The sequence below is a fragment of the Pseudomonas sp. TE21435 genome (genome assembly GCF_056279265.1).
Genome location: NZ_JBWBQZ010000001.1, coordinates 2,859,573 through 2,885,769 on the forward strand (window position 1 = coordinate 2,859,573; position 26,197 = coordinate 2,885,769).

Sequence of the window (26,197 nt, forward strand, 5' to 3'; positions counted from 1 at the left end):
AATATCTTGCGATATATCTAAACAGACGGAGCCCTCTCCATGCGTGACCATGATCCCTTCGAACGCCGCCCCGGCCGCGGCGAACGTGGCCCACGGGTATTCGCCCCGGGCGACCTGAAACTGCTGATGCTGTCGATGCTGGCCGAGCAACCGGGGCACGGCTACGACCTGATCCGTCAGATCGAGAGCCTCTTCGACGGCAGCTACAGCCCCAGCCCCGGGGTGATCTACCCGACCCTCAGCTACCTCGAGGAAGCCGAGCTGGTCACCGGCGCCATCCAGGGCAGCAAGCGCCTTTACGCCATCACCGACGCCGGTCGCAGCGCCCTGGCAGAACAGGCCGTCGCCCTCGACGGCGTGCGCATGCGCATCGAGGTGAGCAAGCGTGCCTTGCGCGGCCATGACCGCCCCGCAGAAATCCATGAAGCCGTCGGCAACCTGCGCCATGCCCTGCACATGCACAGCGGCCGCTGGAGCGCCGAAGAGATCGAGCGGGTGCGCAACCTGCTCAACGACACCGCCAAGGCCATCGCCTCCGGGCCGGCCATCCCTGTTACGGAGAACACCCCATGAGTGCCACGATCCATCGCGTCAACCACGAGATCCGCCAACGCCGCCTCGACGTGCTGCGGGTCACCGACCTGACCCCGCGCATGCGCCGCATCACCCTGGGTGGCGCGGAGCTGGCGGGCTTCGCCAGCGTCGGCAGCGACGACCACATCAAGTTGCTGTTCGCCTGCACGCCCGAAGAACAGCAGGCCATCGACGCCCGCAACCTCGGCCGCGACGGCGGCGCCCGACCAACCATGCGCGAGTACACGCCACGGCGTATCGACCTGGCGAACCTTGAACTGGATATCGACTTCGTCCTGCATGGCGACGGCCCCGCCTCCACCTGGGCCGCGCAGGCAGCGCCAGGGCAGACCCTGGACATTGCCGGCCCACGCGCGTCGATGGTGGTACCGGACATCTTCGACAGCTACCTGCTGATCGGTGACGAAACCGCAATCCCGGCCATCGCCCGGCGCCTGGAAGAGTTACCAGCGGGGCGCCAGGTACTGGCGGTGATCCAGATCGAGGACGAGCAAGAGCGCCAGGCACTGGCCAGCAAGGCGCAAGTGGAGGTGATCTGGGTGCGCCGGCATGCAGAAGACCTGCTGGAGCGGGTCAAGCACCTGGCGCTGCCCCAGGGCCGGCTGTATGGCTGGGTGGCGCTGGAGAAGGCACTGACCCGGCAGGCCAAGGCGCTGCTGCTGGAAAAGGGCGTGCAGGAAGACGCCCTCAAGGCTGCCGCCTACTGGCGGGCCGAGCGGCACTGCCGACGACGAATGACGCCGGCCCGGCCTGTGGCAGCGGGCAAGCCCGTTGCCAGGGAGCCTGTTACTGCAGCTCCTGCTGCGGCGTCTCCTGCCCGGCGCAGCGCACCGCGCGCTTGCGGTTGTCCACCAGCACGCCGGTCAGCCCTTTCTGCTCGGTATCGAACAGCACCAGCACGCCGTCGATGCATTGCGCCACCTGCGGCGCCGGGGTCAGCGAGAGCTTGTAGTCCTCGCCGGGAATGGTCTTGAGCATGGTGAAGTCCTGCAGCAACAGGGCGTCCTCAGGCTTGGCGAAATGCAGGTAGCCGTAGTACCAGAGGGCTCCCACCGTCACGATGATGCTGCCGACACCGGTCAGGATCAGCGGGATGGCGTTGCGTTCTTCACTCATTGCTTGTTCTTCTCGTCAGGGTAGTTGGGTACTTCGGCCAGACGACGCAGGCCGTTGAAGTGCGTGGGATCGTCCAAAAAGCGCAGCATCACCTGGCGCCAGGTCGGGTCGGCGAAGGTCTGCACATGATCGCCACGGGTCAGTTGCAGCACCCGCGGCGGCGGTGCATGCCGGTACAGGCGCAGGCCGTTGTCCAGCGGCACCAGGTTGTCGTCGATGCTGTGGAAGAACAGCTTCGGCGGGCTGTCCAGGCGCTCGATCGAGTGGATCGCGCTGTCGCCATCGGGCACCAGCCACGACAGCGGCACCTGCAGCGGCCAGGTCATCCACGAGGTACTCAGGGCATAACGCCCCACGGCCCGGTAGCTGGCCGGCACACCGTCGAATACCAGGGCGCTGAAACGCCGACGCTGCTCGGGATGCTGTGCCAGATAGTGAATGGCCATCGCCCCGCCGAGGCTCTGGCCCAGCAGCACCAGCGGCTTGTCTTGCACCTGGGGAGCGGCGCGCAGCCAGTCCAGGGCCGCGCCGATGTCGCCATACACCTCGGGCAGCGTCGGTTTGCCCTGGGACAGCCCATACCCGCGATAGTCGAGCATCAGCACCTGGTAGCCCGCTTTCGGCAGCCAGTAGCTGCCGCCCAGATGCCAGGCCAGGTTGCCGCCGTTGCCATGCAGGTGCAGCACGGTGCCCTTGACCTCGACACCCTGCGGCACCGGGATCCACCAGCCGTGCAGGCGCGTGCCGTCGGCGGCGGTGAGGCTCAGGTCCTGATACTGCAAATGTGCCTGTGCCGGGGTGAACGGCTGGCCGGGCTCGGGATAGAACAGCAGGCTGCTGCACCCCCCCAGCAGCAGCAAGCCGAGGCCGAAGGCGAGGTGACGGCAGGCGTCAGAGAATGTTCGCGTAGTCGGCTTCAATACGGTCCAGGCTCAGGTGGTTGAGGAAGTTGGAGAAGCACATCCAGGCCGACAGCGCGTTGAGGTCGCGGAACTGTTCAGGTAGGTACTTGGGCGGCTCCACCAGCCCTTCCTCGACCAGCTGACGCAGCGTGCGCATGTCTTCCAGGGTGGTCTTGCCGCAGAACAGCAGCGGGATCTGCTCGAGCTTGCCCTTCTTCACGGCCAACTGAATGTAGTTGTAAACCATGATGAAGCCCTTGAGGTAGGACAAGTCCTTGGTGAACGGCAGGCCGTTGGGCACCGAACCACGGAACACCCGGCTGGCGTTGCTGTAGCTCTGGCCCATCTCGAAGCCCTGGCCGCGGAAGAACTCGAAGACCTGCAGGAAGTCCGCGCCCTCCTCGACCATGTGGATGGCCCGGGTGCGGTTGGTGAGCTTGCGCAGGCGGCTGGGGTAGGAGGCGAAGGCGATCACTTCCATGAGAATCGCCAGGCCCTCCTGGGTCACCGTCGACGAGGGCGGTCCTTTGGCCAGGAAGGTGCAGATCGGCTGGTTCAGGCCATTGAGGGTGGTGCCGACATGCACCAGCCCTTCGTGGACCTCCAGCGCCCGCACGTCGCGGCTGTTGAACATGGCGTCGGCGCGCACCTTGATGTAGTCGGCGCCGGCCGCGGCGTCGGCGACGATACCGTCGGACTCGAACACGCGGATGGTTTCCTCGGCTTCGCCGAACACCTTGTTCAGGCGACGCTGGAGAATCTCCACCGCTTCCTTGGCGGTGAGGTTCTTCGGCTCGTCCTTCAAGTCGCCGCGGCCGTCGATGTTGTTCAGGTAGTCCGAGAGCATCAGGCCCAGGTCGGCCAGGGTCGGGTCACCGGCGTGGAAGGCATCGGAGGCGGCGCCGTAGAGCTCTTGGGAAATCAGGCCGAAATCCTCGGTGCCTCGCGCCTCAAGCATGCGCACCACCATGCGGTACTCCTTGCACATGCGCCGCATGATCTGCCCGACCGGGTTGAACTGGCCCAGTTGTCGGGTGATGTCGCGCTCGATGCTCTGGAACTCGGCTTTCACCGCATTGGAGTCGAACGACAACGGCCGGTTCTGGTAATAGGCGCGATCTACCGCAGGCGGCTCCTTGCCCTTGGCCTTGAGGAAGCCCTGGCGGATGCCGTCGTCCCACTTCACCGCGTCGAGCACGCGAATCGGCGTCTGCGTGGCGACAATGCGATCGGACAGGCTGCGGATAGTTTGCTGGTATTCGTCCACCGGGGACTCCTTGTTGAAGCCTGTCGCGAGGTTGCGTGGGAGCGGGTTTGCCCCGCGAGGAGGCCGGTATGCTCAGTGCTATTTGGCGGAGCGCTGGAAGCGCGCTACTTCGACGAACAAGTCGGAGTTGGCCGGGTCGTCCAGATAGGCCAGCACACGCTCCGTCGGGCTGTCGATCAGCACGCCGGGGCCATTGTCCTCGGGCACCTGGGTGCTGCGCCCGCTCAGCTCCTTCTCGTCCACTGCCTGCTGGACCTGCTCGACATCGAGGTTGTAGACCACCAGCTGCTTGCCGTCGATCACCTCGAAGCCGCCGATCAGGAAGTTGCCACCCAGCCGCTTGGGCACGCCCGCCGACAAGTACCAGCGATTGCCGTGCCGGGCCACGGTGAAGACGTACTCCTCGGGCGCCTTGCCCTGGGCACGGGCCACTGCCTTGTAAGTGTTGCCACCGGCGCGGCTGATACTCAGCTTGAGCGGCTGGCCCCAGGCGTCCTTGCTGCTCCACTGCCCGAGTAGGGCCTTAGGCGCTGGCTGGTTGGCCGGCAGCGGTTCGTCGAAGGTCACCAGACAACCGCCCAGCAGGAGGAATGACAAGGTCAACAACACCACACGCCAGGCTTTCATCAGGTTCTCCTTGAAAAATCGTTCGCCACTCAGGCCGAGGCCAGCACCATCTGCAGGTATCGGACAAGGATAGCGAGCATCTGCCCATCGGACTGCGCATTCGCATCCTTGAGCAGGCCCTGATATTCCATCTGCTCGATAATCGCCGTCAACATCTGGGCATCCTGTTCCGGCTGGCGCGAGCCGACTACCTGCAGTATCTGGCGCGCGCCATGCAGCAGGATCTGCTCGTGGGCCTGCACCAGTTCGGCCAGGCGCGGGCACAGCAGCGCCTCCTGGCGGAAGGCCTGTTCGGCCATGAGGAAGTCGCGGCGGTTGTTCAGTTGGCGCAGCACGTAGTCGGCCAGCATGCGCGCCACTTCATCGGCCAGGTGCGCCCGGGCCTCGTGGCTGCCGTCGCCCTGGGCCAGCAACTGGCGCAGCACGCCTTCGGTGTTGGTCCAGAGCTTGGCCATGTAGGCCGCGCTGCGCTCGACGTACTGGGCGAAGGTGTCGGCCAGCAGGTCCTGGATATCCTTGAAATAGTAGGTGGTGGCCGACAACGGCACGCCGGCCTCGGCGGCCACGGCGCGGTGGCGCACGCCGCGCACGCCATCGCGCACGACGATGCGCATGGCAGCGTCGAGGATCTGCTGGCGGCGTTGCTCGCTGCCCTGTCTTGCGGTCTTGCGACCTTGGTACTGCACGCTTTCGGCGACGGCGGTGGCGATGCCGGCGGCGCCCTGGTGGGGCATGGCGGGGGTCACGGGGCGGTACCTCATAGTTCGAGTCATCTGCTGCCTGTACCGGCCCTATCGCGGCTGAAGCCGCTCCTACAGGACAGCGGATACCTGTAGGACCGGCTTCAGCCGCGATAGGGCCGGTACTGACAACATAAAGCTTCAGGCAAGAAAAAGCCGCCTCGAAAGGCGGCTTGTTCAGATCACTCAGGCCTGTGGACGCATGTGCGGGAACAGGATCACGTCGCGGATCGACGGCGAGTTGGTCAGCAGCATCACCAGGCGGTCGATGCCGATGCCTTCACCGGCGGTCGGCGGCATGCCGTACTCCAGGGCACGGACGAAATCGGCGTCGTAGTGCATGGCTTCGTCGTCACCGGCGTCCTTTTCGGCCACCTGGGCCAGGAAGCGCTCGGCCTGGTCTTCGGCATCGTTGAGCTCGGAGTAGGCGTTGGCGATCTCGCGGCCACCGATGAACAGCTCGAAGCGGTCGGTAACGGCCGGGTTGTCGTCGTTGCGACGCGCCAGCGGCGAGACTTCGAACGGGTACTCGGTGATGAAGTGCGGCTGCTCCAGCTTGTGCTCGACCAGCTCTTCGAAAATCATCACCTGCAGCTTGCCCAGGCCCTCGTGGCCGAGCACCTTGGCGCCGGCCTTCTTGGCGATCTCGCGGGCGCGGTCGACGTCCTGCAGGTCGGCAGCGGTGAGCTCCGGGTTGTACTTGAGGATCGAGTCGAACACCGACAGGCGCACGAACGGCTCGCCGAAGTGGAACACCTTGTCGCCGTACGGCACGTCGGTGCTGCCCAGCACCAGCTGCGCCAGCTCGCGGAACAGTTCCTCGGTGAGGTCCATGTTGTCGCGGTAGTCGGCGTAGGCCTGGTAGAACTCGAGCATGGTGAATTCTGGGTTGTGACGAGTCGAAACGCCTTCGTTACGGAAGTTGCGGTTGATCTCGAACACTTTCTCGAAACCACCGACCACCAGGCGCTTGAGGTACAGCTCCGGGGCGATGCGCAGGAACATGGCCATGTCCAGCGCGTTGTGGTGGGTTTCGAACGGCTTGGCCGCGGCGCCGCCGGGGATGGTCTGCAGCATCGGGGTTTCCACTTCGAGGAAGTCGCGCTCGATGAGGAACTTGCGGATGTGCGAGATCACCTGCGAACGCACACGGAAGGTGTGGCGGGTTTCCTCGTTGACCATCAGGTCGACGTAGCGCTGGCGGTAGCGCTGCTCGGTGTCGGTCAGGCCGTGGTGCTTGTCCGGCAGCGGGCGCAGCGACTTGGTCAGCAGGCGCACGTTGGTCATCTCGACGTACAGGTCGCCCTTGCCGGAACGGGCCAGGGTGCCTTCGGCGCTGATGATGTCGCCCAGGTCCCAGGTCTTGACCGCCGCCAGGGTCTCTTCCGGCAGGGTCTTGCGGTTGACGTAGACCTGGATGCGGCCGGTCATGTCCTGGATGACCATGAACGAGCCACGGTTGAGCATGATGCGACCAGCAACCTTGACCGGGATGGCGGCTGCTTCCAGCTCTTCCTTGGTCTTGTCCGCGTACTGTTTCTGCAGGTCGTTGCAGTAGCTGTCGCGACGGAAGTCGTTGGGGAAGGCGTTGCCCTTGGCGCGCTCGGCGGCAAGTTTTTCCTTGCGCAGCGCGATCAGGGTGTTTTCTTCCTGTTGCAGGTCTTGCGCTTCGGTCTTGAGGTCGCTCATGTCGTCATTCTTTCCATCAGGTATTCGTTGCCCCTGTCGGGCAGGGCACGCAATACCGGGCAAAGGCCCGGTATTGCGGCGGTGGTGTGCGGTTTACAGCCCCTGCTTGAGGCTCGCTTCCAGGTACTCGTCGAGGTCGCCGTCGAGCACCTTCTGGCAGTCGCTGCGCTCGACACCGGTACGCAGGTCCTTGATGCGCGAGTCATCGAGTACATAGGAGCGGATCTGGTGACCCCAGCCGATGTCCGACTTGCTGTCTTCCAGGGCTTGCGAGGCGGCGTTGCGCTTCTGCATTTCCAGCTCGTACAACTTGGCCCGCAGCATTTTCATGGCGGTGTCCTTGTTGGCGTGCTGGGAACGTTCGTTCTGGCAGGCCACCACGGTGTTGGTCGGCACGTGGGTGATACGCACCGCCGAGTCGGTGGTGTTGACGTGCTGGCCACCGGCGCCGGAGGAGCGGTAGGTGTCGATGCGCAGGTCGGACGGGTTGATCTCGATCTCGACCTTGTCGTCGATCTCGGGCGAGACGAATACCGCCGAGAACGAGGTGTGGCGACGGGCGCCGGAGTCGAACGGGCTCTTGCGCACCAGGCGGTGCACGCCGATCTCGGTGCGCAGCCAGCCGAAGGCGTACTCACCCTTGATGTGCACGGTGGCGCCCTTGATGCCGGCGACTTCACCTTCGGAGAGTTCGATGATGGTGGCGTCGAAGCCGCGCTTGTCGGCCCAGCGCAGGTACATGCGCAGCAGGATGTTGGCCCAGTCCTGGGCCTCGGTGCCGCCGGAGCCGGCCTGGATATCCAGGTAGGCGTTGTTCGGGTCCATCTCGCCGCTGAACATGCGACGGAACTCGAGCAGGGCGAGGGATTCCTCCAGCCCTTGCAGCTCGGTCTCGACATCGCCGACAGCGCCTTCATCGCCCTCTTCGACAGCCATGTCGAGCAGGTCCTTGCAGTCGGCCAGACCGTTGGCCAGCTTATCAAGCGTCTCGACCACCTGCGCCAGCATCGCGCGCTCACGGCCCAGGGCCTGGGCGTACTCGGGCTTGTTCCAGACAGCGGCGTCTTCCAGCTCGCGGTTTACTTCGACCAGACGATCATGTTTGTGATCGTAGTCAAAGATACCCCCGAATGGACTGGGAACGCTCGGTGAGGTCCTTGATGGTGTTCAGGATCGGTTGGATTTCCATGGGCGGGCAGCTCTCGTGCGAATTCGGTGAAAAGCCCGCGAGTATAACCGAGTCTGTGCCACGGCGGCAGACCCGCCGGGCGGTATCGCCGGGCGCAAGGGCCACCACTGCCCACAGATTGAATCAACGACCGACATTCACCCCTTCAGCGCCTTCTTGGGATAGATATCGTACCGGCTGGATTTGCCCTCGAGGCTGTGAGAAGGCTTGCCCCCCTCGATGATCGGCGCCTTGCGCGGCCGCTTGACCACCACCCGGTGGGTGGCCAGCGCCAGGGCGGCCTCGAGCAGGGCAGGCGCATCGAGGTCATCGCCGACCAGCGGCCTGAACACCCGCATCTCCTTCTTCACCAGCGCGCTCTTGTCGCGATGCGGGAACATCGGATCAAGGTAGATCACCTGCGGCGCCTCCCCCTCCCACGCACGCATGCGCTCGATGGCATTGCCCGTCAGCAGTTGCATGCGCGCGACGATCGGGCCGATTTCGGCATCCCCCCGCGCCCGCGCCAAACCGTCTTCCAGCAGCGCGGCAATCAACGGCTGGCGCTCGATCAGGGTCATCTCGCAGCCCAGGCTGGCCAGCACGAACGCGTCCTTGCCCAGCCCCGCCGTGGCATCGAGTACCCGCGGCCGCACGCCTTGGGCGATGCCGACCGCCTTGGCGATCATCTGCCCGTTGCCACCGCCGTACAGCCTTCGATGCGCCGCCTGCCCCTCGACGAAATCCACCCGCACAGGCCCGGGCGCCTGCGGCCCCAGTTGCTGGATCTGCAAGCCCTCGGCGCCCAGTTGCACGGCAAACTCCGCCGCCTCGTCAACCAGCGGCAAGCCCAGTCGCTGCGCCCATGCCTCGGCCTGCGCCTGGAATTGCGCGGCCAACGCCTCGACCCTGATACCCGCCGCCTGTTGTTGCTCTAACATCGATTCGCGCACTCGAAAAAAATTAATGTAACCCCGGCCAGAGCCGATACAGGCAATATCCCGCTATTCTGCCAGAGCACAACGCCCGCGACTGCCATGTCAGACACTCTTCCCATTGGCTTGACCTACTTGTCGCCCGTCGGCAACTACGGTCGACAGAATACCCAGGCACTGGGTGGCGTCAGCCACCTGTGGCAGGATTTCTTTGCCCGCGCCATGGCAGAGCAACAGGAAGGCGAAGTCGACGGTTTCAGCCAGGCGCTGATGCAGTGCGACCAGGAGAGCGGCGAACCGATCGGCGGCGCCCGTGCCCTGGCCCTGATCGATGCCCAGCGCGCCCTGCCGGTTCACGACACCGAGGTGGCACCACCCGAGCCGCTGTTCCTGCCCAAGGCGGAACTCGAGGCCAAACTGCTGCCCCCTGCCCCCGAGCCCTTCGACACCGTCGAGTTGATCGAGCAGCAACGCCAGCTCGACATCGACAACAGCTGGGTGCGTCCAGTGGTCATGAGCCAGGGCCACCCCATCGCCGAGCCCGGCCCTGGCCCAACGCCACGCCCGCTGTTCCTGCCCATCGCCGAGTTCGAGACCGGCCTGCTCGACCCTGCGCCCGAGCCCTTCGACGACAGCACGCTGGCCAAGCAGCAGAACGACCTGGAGTTCGATATCCACTGGGCGCGCCCGGTAGTGCTGAACAACGTGCGCCTGCACGCCTGAACCTCAGCGGCAGATCTGCCAGAAGCCCATGTCCGCATGGAAGTGATTGTGGTGGGCGGCGTTGTAGTCCGGCCCCAGCACCGTGCTGAAGCTTGCGCACGCCGCCTCCTGCACCTGGCGCAGGAAGTCCGCCTTGCGCCCATCTCCCTGCCAGTCCCGCGCCAACACGATACGCTGGCCGTCCTGCAGGCGAAAACCACTGATATCCAGGGCATTGGCGCTGGCATGCTGGCTGAGCCGCCCTTGCTTGCGATGGTAGACGTTGCGGCAGGCAAAGCTGCCCAGGTGATCAACCTGGGTCACTGGCTGGCCGAACACCCGCTGCGCCGCCGGTTGCAACCCATGCACCTCGAACAGCGCATAGGCCACGGCCAGCGGGCAACTGGCGAGGAAGCTGCTGCTGAGCCGCGCCTGACCGCCTTCGACGCGCCAGACGTTGCGCAACGGGCAGTTGGCCGTCACCGGGCTGTCGCTTTGCTGCCGATAGCGCAATGACGAGGTCTGCAACGCCTGACGGCACAGCTCGGGGTCGGCGCGCAGGCGCGACAGCTTGTAGGGTGTCAGCAGGTTCGGCGGCTGCCGCACGTCCAGCACCGCCCAAGGGTTCCAAGCATCCGCCGGGCGCCAACCGAGCCACCAGGCAACAAGCACGGCCAGCAGCAGGCTGGCCAGTACGGTCAACGTTTTGCTCATGCGGCCTCAGCGACGGAACAAGTCATTGAGCTGAGCGAATGGCAACGCCTGCTCGCCATAACTGAAAGTGCCCTGCTCACGGATCTCCAGCGCGGCCCGCTGCAGAGCGCCCAGGGCGGCACGCGCCAGCGATGAGCCGACACTGATGCGCTTGACGCCCAGGTCTTGCAACTGATTCACGCTCAAGGGCACGCCCGCCATGCCCATCAGCACGTTCACCGGCCTTGGCGCCACGGCCTGCACCACCGCACGGATCTCATCGACGCTGCGCAGCCCCGGGGCATACAGCACATCGGCGCCGGCCTCGGCATAGGCTTGCAGCCTGCGAATGGTGTCATCCAGGTCGAGACGCCCGTGCAGCAGGTTCTCGGCGCGCGCGCAAAGGGTGAAGGGGAACGGCAGGCTGCGGGCAGCCTGCACGGCGGCGCGTACACGCGCCACGGACAAGTCGAAGTCGTAGATCGGCGCTTCGGCGCGGCCGCTGGCATCTTCGATCGAACCACCCACCAGCCCCGCCTCGGCGGCGCGCAGAAGGGTCTGTGCGCAGTCCTCGGGCAAATCGCCGAAGCCGTTTTCCAGGTCCGCCGCCACCGGCAATGGGGTGGCATCGACGATCGCCTGGGCGTTGCCCAGGGTTTCCTCGAGCGTCAGCGCGCCCTCGGCATCCGGCCGCCCCATGCTGAACGCCAGCCCCGCGCTGGTCGTGGCCAGCGCTTCATATCCCAGGCTAGCCAACAGCCGGGCGGAGCCGGCATCCCACGGGTTGGGGATGACGAACGCGCCATCTTGCTCATGCAGCGCCTTGAAGGCTTCGGCTCGCAGGGTTTGCACATCCATGGTTCAACCTCCCGGCAATCAGATCAAAGTAACCCCAGTTGTTCGACCTCAGGGGCGCGGGGCAATTCAGGCAGCGCTGCAAGGCCCGGCAGGCGAGCCATCAGCCGCTGGTGAAAACGCTGGGCCAGCGCCGCCGCCAGGCGATTGTCGGAAGTATGCAGGAACACGTAGGGGCTGCGGCCCTCTTCGATCCATGCAGCGACCTTGTCGATCCACGGCGTGAGGAACGCCTCGTTGGCCTCGAGCTGCGGGTGACCGATGAAACGCACCTGCGGAGACTGGCTGAAGGCCGCTGGGCGCGGCGGCACCTTGGGCTTCTTGGCCTGGGCATGGAGCACCGCGGGCTCGCGCGAGGTGCAACTGAACAACGCACGCGGATCCAGACAGATACGCTCGACTCCACGTTCATGCAGCAGGCGATTGAGCTGACGCTCCTCCTCGCCCCGGGCGAAGAAGGCATCGTTGCGCACCTCCACCGCCAGGGGCACGCCGATCTCATCAAGAAAATACGCCAGCTCGCCCAGGCGCGACGGGCCGAACATTGCCGGCAACTGCAGCCAGTACGGCGCAACGCGCTCGCCCAGGGGCGCCATCAGCCGGGTGAAATCGACGGCCGCATCGAGTTGTTCGCGCAGGTCGCCGGCATGGCTTACATCGCCCGGAAACTTGGCCGTGAAGCGAAACCCCGACGGCATGATCTGCGCCCAACGCTCGACGGTCGCCGGCGCGGGACGGGCATAGAAGGTGGTATTGCCTTCAACGGCGTTGAATACCTGGCTGTAGAGCCCGAGGAACTCGCCGCTACGGGCGTCGGCGGGATAGAGGTACTCGCGCCAGGCGTTTTCAGCCCAGGACGGGCAACCGAGGAAATAAGGGAGGGGTGATGGCGTCATCCATCAAATGTACAGGTCCAGCCCCAGCACTTCCATCTCCCAGTCGGTGAAGCCGGCGGTGGTCAGGTAGCTGGCCAGGGCGGTGGAGGTTCGGCGGTTGCGGGCGCGGGGGAAGATCAGGTCCTGCTGCCGGGCGGGCAGGTTCTCGCCGCGACGGCTGGCGCGGCTGATCTGCGCGTCGATGTCCTCGATGATCTCGGCATCGGCTTCGTCGATGGCTTCGTCACGCGCTGGCGCCTTGCGTGGCGCACGCTTGATGGGGTAGCTCTGTGAGGAGAAGCCGTCGATACGCATGACAAAGGCACTCAGGATCAATGATGGCAATTTAGCAGCATCAGGAATCCTTCGCTAATGCCCGAACTGATAACTGGACCACAGTTCGCGCAAAAGGTTTTATCGTGAACGGCGATAGCCGACGAAATGCCTTCAACGCGCCTTGGGCGTAGCCACATTATCGCGCAGGTAGACCGGTTGCGCCTGTTCGGCGACCACCGCCTCGCCCCGTGCCCAGGCAAAGCCGGCCAGAGTGAGGATATCCAGGGCGCTAGGCAACGCGGCCGCATCGCTGGCAGAAACCTGCACGGCCAGGCGCTCGGCGTAGCCCCAGCCGGTACCGGCACCGAACCATGCCTCGCCCGGGCCTTGCGGCAGGGCCACGCGCTCTGGCGGCAGTACCGCCTCCTGGCCGATCAGGCGCATCTCGCCCTGTTCGGCGCGGTAACAACCCCAGTACACCTCGTCCATGCGCGCGTCGATGGCCGCGGCCACCTGCTGCACGCCACGCTCACGCAAGGCGCCCTGCGCCAGGGCCGCCAGGTTGGACGTTGGCAGTACCGGGCGTTCGAGGGCGAAAGCCAGGCCCTGGACCACGCCGATGGCGATACGCACGCCAGTGAAAGCGCCCGGGCCACGGCCAAAGGCGATGGCATCCAGCGCGCTCAGCGCCACGCCCGATTCGGCCAGCAACTGCTTGATCATCGGCAGCAGTTTCTGCGCGTGCATGCGCGGGATGACCTCGTAATGGCTGGTCACCTTGCCGTCATGCAACAGGGCGACGGAACAGGCTTCGGTAGCGGTATCCAGGGCCAGCAGGGTGGTCATCGAGCGAGGTATCCAGGCGACAGGGGAAAAGAGCGGCAGTATAAACGACAACGGCCCGCAAGCGGGCCGTCGTGACGCACGGTGACGGATCAGCTCAGGGCTGCCAGTACCTTGGCGGTGATCGATTCGACCGAACCGACGCCTTCGATGTGGCTGTACTTCGGCTTGCCGGCGTTGGCGGCCGACAGCTTCTGGTAGAAGTCCACCAGCGGCTTGGTCTGGCTGTGGTAGACCGACAGGCGGTGACGCACGGTTTCTTCCTTGTCGTCATCGCGCTGGATCAGGTCTTCGCCGGTGACGTCGTCCTTGCCTTCCACTTTCGGTGGGTTGTACTGGATGTGGTAGGTGCGGCCGGATGCCAGGTGCACGCGGCGGCCAGCCATGCGGCCGACGATTTCTTCGTCGTCCACGGCGATTTCGACCACGGCGTCGATGTCGACGCCGGCAGCGACCATGGCTTCAGCCTGCGGGATGGTGCGCGGGAAGCCGTCGAACAGGCAGCCGTTGGCGCAGTCAGCCTGCGCGATGCGCTCCTTGACCAGGCTGATGATCAGCTCGTCGGAGACCAGCTGGCCGGCATCCATGACCTTTTTCAGCTCCAGGCCCAGTGGGGTACCGGCCTTGACGGCGGCACGCAGCATGTCACCGGTGGAGATCTGGGGAATACCGAACTTCTCGGTGATGAACTTTGCCTGAGTACCTTTACCGGCCCCGGGAGCTCCCAGCAGAATTACGCGCATCTTGTGCTCCTCATATTTTTTATGCAAATCAACGGATTCGGCGCACAAGGCCAACTCCGGAAAAATCGGTCGAGACCGCAAAATCGGTCAAAAGGCTGCTCAAGATACACAGCGCCCGCCCCCCCGACAAGCGTCCCAAAGTGGCAGGAATGCGCCACTTGCAGCTTGCCGGGGGACAGGTTGCGCCGGGCGCAACCGGCCATGGAAGGAGCGGCCACGGCCAGCCCTGCCACTCACCGCGCCTACCCTCGGCCTAACTCAGCCGGTGTTGCGCAACCCGGCCGCGATCCCGGCCACCGTCACCAGCAAGGCCTGTTCCAACGGGCTGTCCAGAGCGGCTTCACGGCTGCGCGAGCGTGCCAGCAACTCGGCTTGCAGGCGGTGCAACGGGTCCAGGTAGGTGTTGCGCAGGCGGATGAATTCCAGGGTTTCCGGGCTGTGCGCCAGTAGCACCGACTGCCCGGTCAGACCCAGTACCACTTGGCACGACTGCGACAATAGGTCGCGCAGGTGCGCGCCCAACGGCAGCAGTTCGGGTTGCACCAGACGTTCGTCGTAGGCCTCGGCGATCTGCGCATCGGCCTTGGCCAGGACCATCTCCAGCATGTCGATGCGGGTACGGAAGAACGGCCATTGTTCGCGCATCTGCGCCAGCAGCGTCCCCTGCCCGCGTGCCAGGGCATTGTTCAGCGCGGTCTCCCAGCCGAGCCAGGCCGGCAGCATCAGCCGTGTCTGGGTCCAGCCGAAGATCCAAGGGATCGCCCTCAGGCTTTCGATGCCGCCGGCGCGGCGCTTGGCCGGGCGGCTGCCCAGCGGCAGCCGGCCAAGCTCCTGCTCGGGGGTGGACTGGCGGAAGTACTCGACGAAGTCCGGATTCTCGCGCACCACGGCGCGGTAGGCCTTGACGCCGTCGGCGGCCAGCTGGTCCATCAGTGCGCGCCAGGCCGGCTCAGGCGGCGGCGGTGGCAACAGGGTCGCCTCCAGCACCGCGGCCAGATAAAGATTGAGGTTCTGCTCGGCGATGCCCGGCAGACCGAACTTGAAACGGATCATCTCGCCCTGTTCGGTGGTGCGAAAACGCCCGCCCACCGAGCCCGGCGGCTGCGACAGGATCGCCGCGTGAGCAGGGCCACCGCCACGTCCCACCGTGCCACCGCGGCCATGGAACAGCAGCAGCTCGACCTGGTGTTCACGGCAGATGCGCACCAGGTTTTCCTGAGCACGGTACTGGGCCCAGGCCGCCGCCGTGGTGCCGGCATCCTTGGCCGAGTCGGAATAGCCGATCATCACCTCTTGCGGGCCCTGCAGCCCGGCGCGATAGCCCGGCAGCCCGAGCAGGCGCTCCATGACCGGGCCTGCGTTGTCCAGGTCGGCCAGGGTCTCGAACAGGGGTACCACGCGCATCGACCGGGTCAACCCGGCCTCTTTGAGCAACAGCTGCACCGCCAGCACGTCGGACGCCGCGCCGGCCATGGATATCACGTACGAACCCAGCGACGCCGCCGGGGCCGCGGCGATTTCGCGGCAGGTGGCGAGTACTTCGGCGGTATCAGCCTGGGGCTGGAAGTGCGCCTGCAGCAACGGGCGGCGATTCTTCAGCTCGGTCTGGAGGAAGGTGATGCGTCGCTCTTCGTCCCACTCGGCATAGCGGCCGAGCCCGAGGTAGTCGGTGATTTCCGACAGCGCATCGCGATGGCGGGCAGCGTCCTGACGCACATCCAGGCGCACCAGGAACAGACCAAACGTCACCGCCCGGCGCAGGCAGTCGAGCAACGGGCCGTCGGCAATCACGCCCATGCCGCACTCATGCAGCGACTGGTAGCACAGCTCCAACGGCGCGATAAGGTCGCGATTGTCCACCAGCACCGCCGCGCTGGCCGGCTGCGTCGCGGCCAATGAGGCGTGGGCCCAGGCGCGGGTGGCACGCAGGCGGTCGCGCAACTGCTTGAGCAGCGCCCGGTAAGGTTCGGCGCTGTCCCCGACCTTTTCCTTGAGTGCGGCGCTGGCCTGCTGCATGGACAGCTCGGCGGCCAGGTAGTCGATATCACGCAGGAACAGGTCGGCGGCCATCCAGCGCGCCAGCAGCAGCACTTCGCGGGTTACCGCCGCCGTGACATTGGGGTTGCCGTCACGATCACCGCCCATCCAGGAAGCAAAGCGAACCGGCGCCGCCTCCAGTGGCAGGTGCAGCCCGGTCGCCTCGAACAGTGCCGTGTCGACCTTGCGCAGGTGGTTGGGCACCGCCTGCCACAATGAATGCTCGATCACCGCGAAGCCCCACTTGGCCTCGTCCACCGGCGTCGGCCGGGTCCTGCGGATTTCCTCGGTGTGCCAGGACTCGGCGATCAACCGGCGCAGGCGCTCGCGCACCTGCTGGCGCTCGGCGGGGATGAGGTCGCGGTGGTCCTGCGCGGCCAGCTGCGCGGCAATGGCGTCGTACTTCTGGATCAACGTACGCCGGGCCACCTCGGTGGGGTGCGCGGTAAGCACCAGCTCGATGTGCAACTTGCCCAGTTGCCGGGCCAGCTCATCGTTGCCATGGCCAGCCGCCTTCAGGCGCGCCAGCAATTCGGGGAGCACGCGGGCCTCGAACGGTTCGGGCTGGCCGGCGTCACGGCGGCGGATCAGCTGGTACTGCTCGGCGATGTTGGCCAGGTTGAGGAACTGGTTGAACGCCCGCGCCACCGGCAGCAGGTCCTCCTCGGCCAGATCGCCCAGGGTCGAGCTCAGTTGCTCGCCCGCCTCGCGCCGGTCGGCCTTGGCGCTGTGGCGGATGTCCTCGATCTTCTGCAGGAACGCCTCGCCATGCTGCTGGCGGATGGTCTCGCCAAGCAGTTCTCCCAAAAGGTGCACATCCTCGCGCAAGCGCAGATCGATATCACTCATCAGCCTTCTCCACTCCAGGAAACCGCATGCGCCCAAGAGTGCCCACTCGCGCCCGCCCCTGGCAAGCCGCGAGCCGCCAAAGCAACTAAAGTAAACACAGGTCATCCGAAGCAATGCCACTCCAGGCTTTGACAGAGGTCATCATGAAAATTCGCCAACTCGCCCAGCACTGGGAACAGAACGCCGCCGGCCGCCTGAGCCCCACCGGCCATGTCCTGCACCTGGACATGGAAGCAGAAGCGCGCCTGGCCGCGCTGATCGACATGTACCCCAAGCGCAGCCCCGAGGAACTCCTGGGCGAGCTGGTGGCGGCGGCACTGGAAGAGCTCGAGGCCAGCTTCCCCTACGTCAAGGGCCAGCAGGTGATCGCCACCGATGAGGAAGGCGACCCGTTGTACGAGGACATCGGCCCTACGCCGCGCTTCCTGGCCCTTTCCAGGCGCCATCTGCAGGCCCTTGGCCGGGTACGGAAAGACCCCTCGCACTGAGCCCTTGCGGGTGCCGGGCACCGCCCGGCATACCGTCATTTGCAGCGGAAGTTCCAGGCGAAATCCGCTGACTGATTAGTCAGAAAAAAATACCTTTAGCGTGCAAATTTTTCTGAACTATTCAAAAACCGCTTCGGTCACAGCCAATAGCCATCACGGCAAAACCCTGTAAACACGGGCCTTTGCGCCCGACGCTGGCAACAGGGGAACAGCGATTGTCACTGCGTGGCATCGTCGTTTAACAGGAGTGACCCAATGGAGTTGACCACCATGAAGACCCGCATCGCACAACCTTCCTCCACTCATCTGCGCGGGCTCAAGCTGGCCGCGCTGGCCCTGGGCAGCAGCCTGGTGCTGGCCGGCTGCGCGGGCAAGCCGCCTACCGAGCAGTACGCTGTGACCCAATCGGCGGTCAACTCGGCAGTCAGCGCCGGTGGCACCGAGTTCGCAGCAGTGGAAATGAAGGCTGCCCAGGACAAGTTCAAGAAGGCCGAAATCGCCATGCACGACAAGAAGTATGACGATGCCAAGCTGCTGGCCGAGCAGGCCGAATGGGACGCCCGCCTTGCCGAGCGCAAAGCCCAGGCGGCCAAGGCCCAGAAGGCCGTGCAGGATGCCCGCCAGGGCGTCCAGGACGTACGTGAGGAAGGCCTGCGCAGCGCTGAATAAGCCTGCCCTGCCTCTATAGCCTTCGTTTAAAGATCAAAGGATGAACACTATGCGCAACTACGTCATGATTCCCGCCCTGCTGGCCCTGAGCGTCGGCCTTGCCGCCTGCTCCCACGACCCTAACGCCAACCTCGAGTCGGCCCGCACCAATTTCTCCGCCCTGCAGAGCGATCCGCAGTCGAGCAAGGTGGCCGCGCTCGAGACCAAGGACGCCCAGGACTGGCTGAACAAGGCCGACAAGGCCTACATGGATCGCGAGGATGAGAAGAAGGTCGACCAGCTCGCCTACCTCACCAATCAACGCGTCGAAGTGGCCAAGCAGACCATCGCGCTGCGCACCGCGGAAGGTGAACTGAAAAACGCCGCGGCACAACGCGCCCAGGCCAAACTTGACGCCCGCGATGCGCAGATCAAGAAACTGCAGGACAGCCTCAACGCCAAGCAGACCGACCGTGGCACCCTGGTGACCTTCGGCGATGTACTGTTCGACTTCAACAAGGCCGAGCTCAAGAGCAGCGCCTACCCCAACGTCACCAAACTGGCGCAGTTCCTCCAGGAAAACCCTGAGCGCAAGGTGATCGTCGAGGGCTACACCGACAGCGTCGGTTCGGCCAACTACAACCAGACCCTCTCCGAACGTCGCGCCGCCGCGGTGCGCATGGCACTGGTGCGTGCCGGCGTGGACCCTGCGCGCATCGTCGCCCAGGGTTATGGCAAGGAGTATCCGGTAGCGGACAACGGCAGCAACTCGGGCCGTGCGCAGAACCGTCGGGTGGAAGTGACCATCTCCAACGACAACCAACCGGTGGCGCCACGTTCGGTCAGCCAGATCCAGTAAACCGTTGCTAGCTGAACGAAAACCCCGCCTTGATGGCGGGGTTTTTCGTTCGTATCGATCAAAGCGTTCGCCAAGCCACTTACGCAAACGCCCCGAACAAAGTCGGGGCGTTTGCCTGGCGCACGTCAGTGACTACTGGAACAGCGACTCGCTGGACAAGCCATTCTTCTCGAGAATCTCGCGCAGGCGCTTCAGGCCTTCGACCTGGATCTGCCGCACCCGCTCACGGGTCAGGCCGATCTCCAGCCCGACATCCTCCAGGGTACTGCTTTCATGCCCACGCAGGCCGAAACGCCGAACCACCACCTCACGCTGCTTGTCGGTCAACTCGCCCAGCCACTGGTCGATGCTCTGCGACAGGTCATCATCCTGCAGCAGTTCGCATGGGTCGGTGGGACGGTCATCGGTGAGGGTGTCGAGCAGCGTCTTGTCAGAGTCGGGCCCCAGCGAAACATCCACCGAGGACACCCGCTCGTTCAGGCCGAGCATGCGCTTGACCTCGGCCACTGGCTTCTCCAGCAGGCTGGCGATCTCCTCAGGCGACGGCTCGTGGTCGAGCTTTTGCGTAAGCTCGCGGGCGGCGCGCAGGTAGACGTTGAGTTCCTTGACCACGTGAATGGGCAGGCGGATGGTGCGGGTCTGGTTCATGATCGCCCGCTCGATGGTCTGGCGGATCCACCAGGTCGCGTAGGTCGAGAAGCGGAAACCGCGTTCAGGATCGAACTTCTCCACCGCACGGATCAGGCCCAGGTTGCCTTCCTCGATCAGGTCGAGCAGCGACAGGCCACGATTGACGTAACGGCGGGCAATCTTGACCACCAGGCGCAGGTTGCTTTCGATCATGCGCTTGCGCCCGGCAGGGTCGCCTTTTTGCGACAGGCGCGCGAAATGCACTTCTTCCTCTGGCGAAAGCAGAGGCGAGAAGCCGATTTCGTTGAGATACAGTTGGGTCGCGTCAAGTGCCCGACTGTAGTCGATGTACTTGTGCTGCTTGAGCGACGCGCCCTGTTTCGACTTGGTCCGAACCGAAGGTACAGCAGGTTCGTCTGACACCACATCCGTTTCCAAAACGATGCCCGTCTCCATCAGAAGCAGGTCATCGTCGATGTCAAACTCCGGCACTTCTTTACTGAGAGCCATTGTTATAGTCCTTTGCTGAGTTCGAACTCAGACTCGAGCGTCACCCTTCCATGGCAGCGCTGGAGCCTGTCCCCTCTACATCCAAGGAACAGGCCGGGACAATGATCAACGGCGTGGCAGGAACTGGAGAGGATCGACGGGTTTGCCCTGGCGGCGAATCTCGAAATGCAGCTTCACCCGATCAGTGCCCGTGGACCCCATTTCTGCGATCGTCTGCCCTGCCTTGACCTGCTGCCCCTCCCGAACCAAAAGCCTGCGGTTGTGACCGTAGGCACTGACGTAGGTATCGCTGTGTTTGATGATGATGAGCTCGCCATAGCCCCTCAAGCCACTGCCGGCGTAGACCACCGCTCCATCAGACGCAGCAAAAACAGGCTGTCCCAAATCACCGGCGATATCAATGCCTTTATTCAAACTACCGTTTGAAGCGAATTTTCCAATCAGCACGCCATTCGCCGGCCACGTCCAACCGCCAACCGCGCGCTCTGCGGCGGGCACCTGGGCAACCGTTTGCGAGGTGGTGGAAGGGGCAGTTGTGGCACTTTTGCCATTGCTGGTTGCCGGCGCCGTAGTGGCAACCGGCCGGCGGATCACGGTGGTCCGGCTCGATGAAGAAGCGCTGCCGACGACCGTCGTGCTGCCCCCCGCGCCGCTGCTGAAACGGATCGGCTGGCCCGGGCGGATGGTGTAGGGGGCGGGAATATTGTTGCGTGCCGCCAGCTCCTTGTAGTCCCAACCGTAGCGGAAGGCAATGGAGAACAGCGTGTCGCCGGGTTTGACGATGTACTGCCCCGAGGTGACAGTCGGACGCTTGGGCGCGGCGTTGTTGCGGTCGACCACGCGGGCGCCGTTCGAGCTGGTGCTGGAACAGCCAGCCAGCAGGGTCCCCATGGCCAGCGCGATCACCAGAAGCTTCAAAACCGACCGATCCTTGCGCTGCCGCATGCCTGTGTGACCCACCCGCGCTCCCCTCATGCTGTCAAAAAATGACGATACAAAAATGCAATATTGTTTCAATTATAACCGAGCCACCCTGCTTGGGGTGACTCGCTGTTGGCCTGATCCAGTACGAAAAGCGCCACGCCAGATAGACAGGGCCCGGGCGCAAGAATTCGTCGTCGCCGCAAATATTCCGTTACGCCGCTCAGGCCAGTGGGCCATTGAGCAGCGGCACGAAGCGCACGGCGCCGAGTACCCGCCGCGAGAAGCCATGCTCTTCGCGCACGATCAGCATCAGTTGCTGGGTCTCCCCCGCCGGCCCGACCGGGATCACCATGCGTCCACCGGGCGCCAGCTGATCGAGCAGTGCCTGCGGCACTTCAGGCGCGACTGCGGTGACGATGATGCCGTTGTAAGGCGCCAACGCCGGCCAACCTTCGCAGCCGTCGCCCCAACGGAACACCACGTTGCGCAGGTTGAGCTCGACCAGGCGCTCCTTGGCCCGGTCCTGCAGCACCTTGATGCGCTCCACCGAGAACACCCGCTCGACCAGCTGGGCCAGGATCGCGGTCTGGTAGCCCGAGCCGGTGCCGATCTCCAGCACCTTGTCCAGGGGGCCTGCCTCCAGCAACAGCTCGCTCATGTGCGCGACCATGAACGGCTGGGAGATCGTCTGGTTGTGGCCGATCGGCAGCGCCGTGTCTTCATAGGCGCGATGGGCCAGGGCTTCATCGACGAACAGGTGGCGCGGGGTGCGACGAATGGCCTCGAGTACCTTGGCGTTCGACACGCCTTCTTCATAGAGCCGCTGGATCAGCCGCTCCCGGGTACGCTGGGAGGTCATGCCGATGCCGCGGCGCTGCAGATCGTCCTGTTCGCGCATCAGAGCAGGCCCTCCAGCCAACCGTCGAGGCGCTCGAAGGCATCGTTGAAGGTGCGGTCCAGTTGCAGCGGGGTGATCGACACGTAACCCTGCATCACGGCATGGAAGTCGGTGCCCGGGCCGCCATCTTCGGCATCGCCGGCCACGGCGATCCAGTAGCCTTCCTTGCCCCGCGGGTTGACCACCTTGGTCGGTGCCGCGGCACGCGCGCGGTGCCCCAGGCGGGTAAGCTGGATGCCACGTATATGCTCCAGCGGCAGGTTGGGGATATTGACGTTGAGCACGGTGCGCGGCGGCAGCTCCAGGCGCGACTGCGCCTCGACCAGGCGCCGGGCGATGTAGGCGGCGGTCGGCAAGTTGTCGGGCAGGCGCGACAGCAGCGAGAAGGCCAGCGAGGTGCCGCCGAGGAAGCGCCCCTCCAACGCCGCAGCCACCGTGCCCGAATAGAGCACGTCATCCCCCAGGTTGGCGCCCAGGTTGATGCCGGACACCACCATGTCCGGGGTTTCCGGCAACAGGCCGTTGAGCCCCAGGTGCACGCAGTCGGTCGGTGTGCCGTTGAGGCTGATGAAGCCGTTGGCCAGCGTCTGCGGATGCAGCGGCCGGTCCAGTGTCAGCGAGCTGCCGGCACCGCTTTTGTCTTGATCCGGGGCAATCACCACGCACTCGGCATAGTCCACCAACGCTTCATGCAGCGCGGCGAGGCCGGGTGCGGTAACTCCGTCGTCATTCGAAATCAGAATACGCATGGGCTGTCCGTCTGCCCTGCCGGCACCAGATCGACGAGTTCGCGCACCACCACGGTGGCGAAGCATCCGGCCGGAAGGACGAATTCCAGTTGCAGGATATCAGGCTCGGGATAATGCCACGTCAGCCGCCCAATAGGGAGCCGCAGGATGCGCCGTTCGTGATCCATGCCCGCTCGCGCCAGCCAATCGCACAGCGCCGGATGACGTCCGGCGACCGTGGACTCGAGGTCGAGGGTCGCGCCTTGGCTCGGTGCCGCACCGGCGCCCCACAGCGGGCCCGTCGGGTGCAGGTCGAGAATGGCCAGGCGCGGGTCGTTGCACTCGGCCTCGCCGGCCATGAAGAAGCTGCGCTTGTCGGTGAAAGCCAGCAGGTCGCCGACCTGGGCGCGCTGCCAGCTGCCGTCGGCGACACGGGTGGCTAGCACCTGGTTGAACAGGTAGCTGCGCCCGGCCGACAGCAGCCGCGAACGCAGGTTGCGCTGCTCGGGCAGCGCCTGGCGAGCGGCCCAGCCCTGTGCGTCGTGCACGTTGCCACCGGCATGGCCGAAGCGCTGGCTGCCGAAGTAGTTGGGCACGCCCTGCTGTTTGAGTTGCTCCAGGCGGGCATCAAGGGCCTGGTGGTCGGCCTGCAGCGCGGTAAGGCGCAAGGTGAAGCCATTGGCCGAATGCGCGCCACGCTGCAGCTTGCGTTGGTGGCGCACCTGCTTGAGCACGCGCAGGGTGTCGTCCTCGGCACGGGACAGGTCTGGGTCGGCCTTGCCCGGCAGGTGCAGGCTGAACCACTGGCGGGTCAGGGCCTGGCGGTCCTTGAGGCCGGCATAGCTGATGGCACGCACCGGCACGCCGGCGGCGCGGGCCAGGCGGCGAGCCGCCTCCTCGGTGTTGAGGTCACGCTTCTCGACCCACAGCCACAGGTGCTCGCCCTGGCCGGACAGCGGGATATCGAGGACTTCATCGACCTGGAAGTCTTCAGCCACCGCCTTGAGCACCGCGGTGCCCAAGACATCGCCCGAGGCCCGAGGGCCTAGCAGTTCCAGTTCGGTCATGCTGGCAGCAGCAGGGCAACCGCATGCACGGCGATGCCCTCCTCGCGGCCGGTGAAGCCCAGCTTTTCTTCAGTGGTGGCCTTGACGTTGACCTGGTCGAGCTCGACCTGCAGGTCTGCGGCGATGTGCTGGCGCATGGTCTCGATGTGCGGGGCCATCTTTGGTGCCTGGGCGACGATGGTGGCGTCGACATTGCCGACCTTCCAGCCCTTGTCACGCACGACAGCGACCACGTGGCGCAGCAGCACCCGGCTGTCGGCGCCCTTGAACTGCGGGTCGGTGTCGGGGAAATGCTTGCCGATGTCGCCCAGCGCCGCGGCACCCAGCAAGGCATCGCTCAGGGCGTGCAGCAGCACGTCGCCGTCGGAGTGGGCCAGCAGGCCGAACTTGTGGGGGATACACACCCCGCCCAAGGTAATGAAATCACCGTCGCAGAAACGATGGACATCGTAGCCGTGGCCAATACGCATAGAAGAACGCCCTGATTGAGTCAGGGCGTGATTCTACCTGCTTTTGCGGTATTGGGGCTGCTTCACGGCCCTGCGGCTCAGACCCTGCCCAGTGCCACCGCATGATGGCGCAGGTGTTCATCGATGAAGCTGGCGATGAAGTAGTAGCTATGGTCGTAGCCTGGCTGCAGGCGCAGGGTCAGCCCATGGCCGCCCTTACGGGCCGCCTGCTCCAGCGCCTCTGGCTTGAGCTGCTTTTCAAGGAAGTCATCGCGATCCCCCTGGTCCACCAGCAGCGGCGGGCATTCATCCGCCTCGGCCAGCAGCACACTGGCATCCCACTCGCGCCACTGCGCCCGGTCTTCGCCCAGGTAGCGGCTGAAGGCCTTCTCACCCCAAGGGCAATCCATTGGATTGCTGATCGGTGAGAACGCCGACACCGAGCGGTAGCGCCCCGGGTTGCGCAAGGCGCAGACCAGCGCGCCATGCCCGCCCATCGAGTGGCCACTGATACTGCGCTGGCTTGACGCCGGGAAATGCTCCTCGATCAACTCCGGCAACTCGTGCACCACATAGTCGTGCATCTGGTAGTTGCGCGCCCAGGGCTGCTGGGTGGCATTGAGGTAGAACCCCGCGCCGAGGCCGAAGTCCCAGGCACCGTCCGGATCACCCGGCACCTGCTCGCCACGCGGGCTGGTGTCCGGGGCGACGATGATCAGCCCAAGCTCCGCGGCCAGGCGCTGGGCGCCGGCCTTCTGCATGAAGTTCTCGTCGGTGCAGGTCAGGCCGCTGAGCCAGTACAGCACCGGCAGCTTTTCGCCCTGCTCGGCTTGGGGCGGCAGGTACACCGCGAACACCATGTCGCAGGCAAGCACCTTGGAGCTGTGCCGGTAACGCTTGTGCCAGCCGCCAAAGCTTTTCTGGCAAGAGATGTTTTCCAGCGTCATGGCGAGGGCCTCAGAAGTGGATTACGCTGCGGATGCTCTTGCCTTCGTGCATCAGGTCGAAAGCTTTGTTGATGTCCTCCAGGCCCATGGTATGGGTAATGAAGGTGTCCAGCGGGATCTCGCCTTTCTCGGACATTTCCACGTAGCTCGGCAGCTCACTGCGGCCACGCACGCCGCCGAAGGCCGAACCGCGCCAGACGCGACCGGTGACCAGCTGGAACGGACGGGTGGCGATTTCCTGGCCGGCACCGGCCACGCCAATGATCACCGACTCGCCCCAGCCCTTGTGGCAGCATTCCAGCGCCGCGCGCATCAGTTGCACATTGCCGATGCACTCGAAGGAAAAGTCCACGCCGCCGTCGGTGAGATCGACGATCACTTCCTGGATCGGGCGGTCGTAGTCTTTCGGGTTGATGCAGTCGGTTGCGCCCAGCTGGCGGGCGATCTCGAACTTGGCCGGGTTGATGTCGATGGCGATGATGCGCGAAGCCTTGGCCTTGACCGCGCCGATCACTGCCGACAGACCGATGCCGCCGAGGCCGAAGATGGCCACAGTGTCACCCGGCTTGACCTTGGCGGTGTTGAGCACCGCGCCGATACCGGTGGTCACGCCGCAGCCGAGCAGGCAGACCTTCTCCAGCGGGGCCTCTTTCTGGATCTTGGCCACGGAGATTTCCGGCAGCACGGTGTACTCGGAGAAGGTCGAGGTGCCCATGTAGTGGAACAGCTGCTGGCCCTTGTAGCTGAAGCGGGTGGTGCCGTCGGGCATCAGGCCCTTGCCCTGGGTGGCGCGGATGGCCTGGCACAGGTTGGTCTTGCCCGACAGGCAGAATTTGCACTTGCCGCATTCCGGGGTGTACAGCGGGATCACGTGGTCGCCGACCGCCACCGAGGTCACGCCCTCGCCAACCGCCTCGACGATCGCCCCGCCCTCATGGCCGAGAATCGACGGGAAGATGCCTTCCGGGTCGGCGCCAGACAGGGTATAGGCGTCGGTATGGCAGACACCCGAGGCGACGACGCGCAGCAGCACTTCGCCGGCCTTGGGCATGGCCACGTCCACTTCGACGATTTCCAGGGGTTTCTTGGCCTCGAAGGCTACAGCAGCGCGGGACTTGATCATCAAAGGTCTCCAGAC

At 65.0% G+C, this 26,197-nt stretch carries 28 protein-coding genes and 1 pseudogene; 6 read left to right on the plus strand and 23 right to left on the minus strand.

Annotated features, from left to right (window positions below; genetic code table 11):
• The first annotated feature begins 39 nt into the window (after positions 1-39).
• Positions 40-573: a PadR family transcriptional regulator gene (locus tag ACZ9C1_RS12860; RefSeq protein ID WP_046854428.1), complete on the plus strand. Its 534-nt coding sequence runs from the start codon at positions 40-42 to the stop codon at positions 571-573.
• Positions 570-1,332 (plus strand): annotated as a pseudogene (locus ACZ9C1_RS12865) (siderophore-interacting protein). The gene ACZ9C1_RS12860 and the pseudogene ACZ9C1_RS12865 overlap by 4 nt, the downstream one beginning before the upstream one ends.
• 48 nt (positions 1,333-1,380) lie before the next feature.
• Here the strand turns inward: ACZ9C1_RS12865 and ACZ9C1_RS12870 are convergent.
• The 8 genes from ACZ9C1_RS12870 to ACZ9C1_RS12905 form a co-directional block, all read right to left on the minus strand.
• Positions 1,381-1,710 (minus strand): PA3694 family proteiin, encoded by a 330-nt coding sequence (locus ACZ9C1_RS12870; protein WP_094012407.1) that lies wholly within the window; start codon positions 1,708-1,710, stop codon positions 1,381-1,383.
• On the minus strand, positions 1,707-2,630 hold the full coding sequence (locus ACZ9C1_RS12875) for an alpha/beta hydrolase (RefSeq protein ID WP_110701920.1): 924 nt from the start codon (positions 2,628-2,630) through the stop codon (positions 1,707-1,709). Before ACZ9C1_RS12875 ends, ACZ9C1_RS12870 begins: the two co-directional genes overlap by 4 nt.
• Entirely contained in the window at positions 2,602-3,879 is a 1,278-nt protein-coding gene (locus ACZ9C1_RS12880; protein ID WP_046854425.1) for a flavohemoglobin expression-modulating QEGLA motif protein, read from the minus strand. The genes ACZ9C1_RS12875 and ACZ9C1_RS12880 overlap by 29 nt, the downstream gene beginning before the upstream one ends.
• Before the next feature lie 78 nt (positions 3,880-3,957).
• Complete coding sequence (locus ACZ9C1_RS12885; protein WP_401110905.1) at positions 3,958-4,506, minus strand: LolA-like protein; 549 nt, start codon at positions 4,504-4,506, stop codon at positions 3,958-3,960.
• Positions 4,507-4,535: 29 nt separating this feature from the next.
• A complete protein-coding gene (locus ACZ9C1_RS12890; RefSeq protein ID WP_110701916.1) occupies positions 4,536-5,240 on the minus strand; it encodes a TetR/AcrR family transcriptional regulator in 705 nt (234 codons plus the stop codon).
• A 192-nt stretch (positions 5,241-5,432) separates the two neighbouring features.
• Positions 5,433-6,935 (minus strand): lysine--tRNA ligase, encoded by a 1,503-nt coding sequence (gene lysS, locus ACZ9C1_RS12895; RefSeq protein ID WP_023630948.1) that lies wholly within the window; start codon positions 6,933-6,935, stop codon positions 5,433-5,435.
• 93 nt (positions 6,936-7,028) lie between these two features.
• Positions 7,029-8,124, minus strand: a protein-coding gene (gene prfB, locus ACZ9C1_RS12900; RefSeq protein WP_102684078.1) for a peptide chain release factor 2 whose coding sequence is annotated in 2 segments (ribosomal slippage) — positions 7,029-8,051 and positions 8,053-8,124 — 1,095 coding nt in all. Because the reading frame shifts where the segments join, the coding sequence is not laid out codon by codon here.
• Positions 8,125-8,261: 137 nt separating this feature from the next.
• Positions 8,262-9,044 (minus strand): class I SAM-dependent methyltransferase, encoded by a 783-nt coding sequence (locus tag ACZ9C1_RS12905; RefSeq protein WP_038706674.1) that lies wholly within the window; start codon positions 9,042-9,044, stop codon positions 8,262-8,264.
• Positions 9,045-9,140: 96 nt separating this feature from the next.
• Here ACZ9C1_RS12905 and ACZ9C1_RS12910 point away from each other — a divergent pair, with 96 nt between their 5' ends.
• Complete coding sequence (locus ACZ9C1_RS12910) at positions 9,141-9,761, plus strand: hypothetical protein (RefSeq protein ID WP_046854420.1); 621 nt, start codon at positions 9,141-9,143, stop codon at positions 9,759-9,761.
• A 3-nt stretch (positions 9,762-9,764) separates the two neighbouring features.
• Here ACZ9C1_RS12910 and ACZ9C1_RS12915 read toward each other — a convergent pair whose 3' ends face one another.
• From ACZ9C1_RS12915 to ppc, 7 genes are all read right to left on the minus strand, one after another.
• Positions 9,765-10,454 (minus strand): extensin-like domain-containing protein, encoded by a 690-nt coding sequence (locus tag ACZ9C1_RS12915; RefSeq protein WP_277501771.1) that lies wholly within the window; start codon positions 10,452-10,454, stop codon positions 9,765-9,767.
• A 6-nt stretch (positions 10,455-10,460) separates the two neighbouring features.
• Positions 10,461-11,291, minus strand: coding sequence for an isocitrate lyase/PEP mutase family protein (locus ACZ9C1_RS12920; RefSeq protein ID WP_277501772.1), 831 nt, complete (start codon positions 11,289-11,291; stop codon positions 10,461-10,463).
• A 23-nt stretch (positions 11,292-11,314) separates the two neighbouring features.
• Positions 11,315-12,184 carry a DUF72 domain-containing protein gene (locus tag ACZ9C1_RS12925; RefSeq protein WP_110701908.1) on the minus strand — a complete coding sequence of 290 codons (870 nt, stop codon included), beginning with the start codon at positions 12,182-12,184 and terminating at the stop codon, positions 11,315-11,317.
• 3 nt (positions 12,185-12,187) lie between these two features.
• Positions 12,188-12,478 (minus strand): hypothetical protein, encoded by a 291-nt coding sequence (locus ACZ9C1_RS12930; RefSeq protein ID WP_038707592.1) that lies wholly within the window; start codon positions 12,476-12,478, stop codon positions 12,188-12,190.
• Positions 12,479-12,610: 132 nt separating this feature from the next.
• Complete coding sequence (tsaB, locus tag ACZ9C1_RS12935) at positions 12,611-13,285, minus strand: tRNA (adenosine(37)-N6)-threonylcarbamoyltransferase complex dimerization subunit type 1 TsaB (protein WP_102684073.1); 675 nt, start codon at positions 13,283-13,285, stop codon at positions 12,611-12,613.
• Between the two features lie 89 nt (positions 13,286-13,374).
• Positions 13,375-14,025 (minus strand): adenylate kinase, encoded by a 651-nt coding sequence (adk, locus tag ACZ9C1_RS12940; protein WP_023632584.1) that lies wholly within the window; start codon positions 14,023-14,025, stop codon positions 13,375-13,377.
• A 258-nt stretch (positions 14,026-14,283) separates the two neighbouring features.
• Entirely contained in the window at positions 14,284-16,911 is a 2,628-nt protein-coding gene (gene ppc, locus ACZ9C1_RS12945) for a phosphoenolpyruvate carboxylase (protein ID WP_277501776.1), read from the minus strand.
• Between the two features lie 143 nt (positions 16,912-17,054).
• Between ppc and ACZ9C1_RS12950 the strand changes: the two genes are divergently transcribed.
• From ACZ9C1_RS12950 to lptF, 3 genes are all read left to right on the plus strand, one after another.
• A complete protein-coding gene (locus ACZ9C1_RS12950; protein WP_102684070.1) occupies positions 17,055-17,399 on the plus strand; it encodes a pilin assembly protein in 345 nt (114 codons plus the stop codon).
• A gap of 255 nt (positions 17,400-17,654) precedes the next feature.
• Complete coding sequence (locus ACZ9C1_RS12955; RefSeq protein ID WP_046854413.1) at positions 17,655-18,068, plus strand: DUF4398 domain-containing protein; 414 nt, start codon at positions 17,655-17,657, stop codon at positions 18,066-18,068.
• Between the two features lie 49 nt (positions 18,069-18,117).
• Entirely contained in the window at positions 18,118-18,906 is a 789-nt protein-coding gene (gene lptF, locus ACZ9C1_RS12960; protein WP_139669215.1) for a lipotoxin F family OmpA-related lipoprotein LptF, read from the plus strand.
• Between the two features lie 132 nt (positions 18,907-19,038).
• Here lptF and rpoS read toward each other — a convergent pair whose 3' ends face one another.
• From rpoS to ACZ9C1_RS13000, 8 genes are all read right to left on the minus strand, one after another.
• Positions 19,039-20,046 carry an RNA polymerase sigma factor RpoS gene (gene rpoS, locus ACZ9C1_RS12965; protein ID WP_011535249.1) on the minus strand — a complete coding sequence of 336 codons (1,008 nt, stop codon included), beginning with the start codon at positions 20,044-20,046 and terminating at the stop codon, positions 19,039-19,041.
• A gap of 105 nt (positions 20,047-20,151) precedes the next feature.
• Positions 20,152-21,006, minus strand: coding sequence for a peptidoglycan DD-metalloendopeptidase family protein (locus ACZ9C1_RS12970; RefSeq protein WP_102684066.1), 855 nt, complete (start codon positions 21,004-21,006; stop codon positions 20,152-20,154).
• A gap of 184 nt (positions 21,007-21,190) precedes the next feature.
• On the minus strand, positions 21,191-21,829 hold the full coding sequence (locus tag ACZ9C1_RS12975; RefSeq protein ID WP_162175259.1) for a protein-L-isoaspartate(D-aspartate) O-methyltransferase: 639 nt from the start codon (positions 21,827-21,829) through the stop codon (positions 21,191-21,193).
• 38 nt (positions 21,830-21,867) lie between these two features.
• Positions 21,868-22,617: a 5'/3'-nucleotidase SurE gene (gene surE / locus ACZ9C1_RS12980; protein WP_046854410.1), complete on the minus strand. Its 750-nt coding sequence runs from the start codon at positions 22,615-22,617 to the stop codon at positions 21,868-21,870.
• Entirely contained in the window at positions 22,605-23,663 is a 1,059-nt protein-coding gene (gene truD, locus ACZ9C1_RS12985) for a tRNA pseudouridine(13) synthase TruD (protein ID WP_457378829.1), read from the minus strand. The genes surE and truD overlap by 13 nt, the downstream gene beginning before the upstream one ends.
• The gene (gene ispF / locus ACZ9C1_RS12990; protein WP_476254047.1) at positions 23,660-24,133 is read right to left on the minus strand and encodes a 2-C-methyl-D-erythritol 2,4-cyclodiphosphate synthase; all 474 of its coding nucleotides are present in this window, start codon (positions 24,131-24,133) and stop codon (positions 23,660-23,662) included. The genes truD and ispF overlap by 4 nt, the downstream gene beginning before the upstream one ends.
• A 77-nt stretch (positions 24,134-24,210) precedes the next feature.
• The gene (gene fghA, locus ACZ9C1_RS12995) at positions 24,211-25,059 is read right to left on the minus strand and encodes an S-formylglutathione hydrolase (RefSeq protein ID WP_110701900.1); all 849 of its coding nucleotides are present in this window, start codon (positions 25,057-25,059) and stop codon (positions 24,211-24,213) included.
• A gap of 10 nt (positions 25,060-25,069) precedes the next feature.
• Positions 25,070-26,182 (minus strand): S-(hydroxymethyl)glutathione dehydrogenase/class III alcohol dehydrogenase, encoded by a 1,113-nt coding sequence (locus ACZ9C1_RS13000; protein ID WP_016712915.1) that lies wholly within the window; start codon positions 26,180-26,182, stop codon positions 25,070-25,072.
• Positions 26,183-26,197: the final 15 nt, after the last annotated feature.